Origin of the sequence: Roseburia sp. 1XD42-69, from assembly GCF_003612565.1 — a bacterium.
Classification (GTDB): Bacteria; Bacillota; Clostridia; order Lachnospirales; family Lachnospiraceae; genus Roseburia_B.
This window is the reverse complement of record NZ_RAZG01000172.1, coordinates 1-2,362: the sequence shown is the minus strand read 5'-3', so window position 1 is coordinate 2,362 and position 2,362 is coordinate 1. Positions and strand designations below refer to the sequence as shown.

Below are 2,362 nucleotides of genomic sequence, written 5' to 3'. Positions count from 1 at the left end.
TAAAACAACGCCATACAACATAAAAATAAATAAAATTTGACATAAAAAAGCCCGCATTTCTGCGGTTTGTAGTGTTTTATATTTCTGACAAGTGTCGAAGACCCGTCCAGACGACAACAAAAAATGCAACATGATGAAAATTTTAATATTTCATAGAGTAAAAGATTTGAAAAATAATTGTTGACACATATATTAATTTGCTGTATAATAGCACAATATCTATCAAAGGCTATGAAGAGAAGAGTAAGTAGTTAGATATGTTACAGAGAGTCTGGTAAGGTGAGAACAGGCACAAAAGGAACTACTGAAAATGGTCTCGGAGCTGCGTACCGAAGCTGTTATGCCAAGGCTGCGACGGGTTCACCCGTTATAGTGATAGACTATCGATGAATCATTTCTCGTCCGTAGTTGATAAGGCTTATATCGTGAGATATAAGTGAATTTAGGGTGGTAACACGAAGCGAATGCTCTCGTCCCTGAAAAAGAAATTTTTCAGAGAGGAGGGCTTTTTTAGTACAAAAATGCAACGAACCAGAAAACATGTTGTAAATGAACAGCAAAAGAAACAAAGTTATCACTACAAAATTGAAAAGAAATGAGGTATGTAAAATGAAACAAATATTAATTGGCGGTGCATGGCCATATGCAAATGGTTCATTGCACATAGGACATATTGCAGGATTATTACCGGGAGATGTATTGGCAAGATATCATAGAGCAATAGGAGATAAGGTATATTTTGTTTCGGGAAGTGATTGTCATGGTACTCCTGTAGCAATCAGGGCAAAACAAGAAAACAAAACACCGCAGGAGGTCAGTGACTTTTATCATAGGGAATTTGCAGAGTGCTTTGAAAGGTTGGGATTTAGTTATGACGCCTATATTAAAACATCTGCAAATGAGCATAAAGATTTCGTGAGAGATTTTCATAAAAAATTGTATGAAAGTCCATACGTGTATGAAAAAGAAGTTCCACAGGCTTATTGTGAAAGCTGCAAAACTTTTTTGGCAGATCGTTTCATATTAGGAAAATGCCCTAAATGCGGAAGTGATACCAAAGGCGATCAATGTGATTCATGTGGAGCAGTTTTAGAGCCGGAAACTCTTATAGAACCGAAATGTTCTGTATGTGGGAAACCGATTGGTTTCAAGAACTCTACCCATTTATACATTGCTATTTCAAAGCTGCAGCCAGAGTTAGAAGCACTGGTTGCAAATCATCCCGAGTGGCGAAAAAATGCAATTGCATTTACAAAGCGATATATTAACGAAGGACTAAGAGACCGGGCACTAACCAGAGATTTGGAATGGGGAATAAGCGTACCTAAGGATGGGTATGAAAATAAAACAATTTATATATGGGCGGAAAATGTATTAGGTTATCTATCCGCAAGCAGAGTTGCTGCTGGAGGGAATACCAATGCATTTTCTGAGTTATGGGGAGAAAACGCCAAGCATTATTATGTGCATGGAAAGGATAATATTCCATTCCATACGATTATATTACCGGCACTATTACTTGGGAATGGAGAAGCATGGCATTTACCGGACCAGATTGTGTCCAGTGAGTATTTAACTTTGGAAGGCAGGAAAATATCTACAAGTCAGAATTATGCAATATGGGTAAAGGATTTATTGGATCATTATGAAACTGATTCTATTCGATATTTTTTTATTGCAAATGGACCGGAGAAAAAGGATGCAGATTTCTCATGGAGAGAATATGTCCATAGCCATAATGGCGAATTGCTTGGGGCATATGGAAATTTCGTAAATCGAACATTGGCGTTTATAGAAAAGTATTGTGATGGTGTGGTTCCACAAGGAAGTAATACTATTGAATTAAATAATCAAATAGATAATCTGTATATCGCTGTAGGAAAGCTTATAAAAAGTGGATATTTTAAGGATGCAATTAATGAGATTTTTGATTTTATAAGAAATGCGAATAAGTTTTTTGATGCAGAGGAGCCTTGGATTACACGAAATACTAATAAAGTCGCTTGCGATAATACACTTTATCAATGTGTGCAGATGATAGCAAACTTAGCAGTTTTGCTTTCTCCTTTTTTACCGTTTTCTTCGGAAAAAGTATTGAAATGGTTAAACTTAAGTAATAAATGGAAAAGGCAGCATGTTGAAAGTGGCTATTTGCTCCCAGAGGTTGAAATATTGTTTCATAGGATTGATAAGAAAGTAATTGAAGAAGAAACAGAAAAATTAAAGACAATTTTATAGCTGAAAGAAATTGAAGACAAGGGGCGATTTATCTTGCCCCTTTATCTCTGCTTGAGGCTGTAAAAAATCTTGTGTCTATGAACTTTAGACTTTCCTGATAAGAATTAGATATGTAAGAGTATTT

1 protein-coding gene and 1 other annotated feature are annotated in these 2,362 nt (G+C 35.9%); the gene reads left to right on the top strand.

Annotated features, from left to right (window positions below; all coding sequences use genetic code 11):
• Positions 1 to 222 precede the first annotated feature (222 nt).
• Positions 223 to 481 (top strand) — a binding site (T-box leader).
• A gap of 128 nt (positions 482 to 609) precedes the next feature.
• A complete protein-coding gene (gene metG, locus D7Y06_RS24790; RefSeq protein ID WP_120410137.1) occupies positions 610 to 2,238 on the top strand; it encodes a methionine--tRNA ligase in 1,629 nt (542 codons plus the stop codon).
• The last annotated feature ends 124 nt before the right edge of the window (positions 2,239 to 2,362 follow it).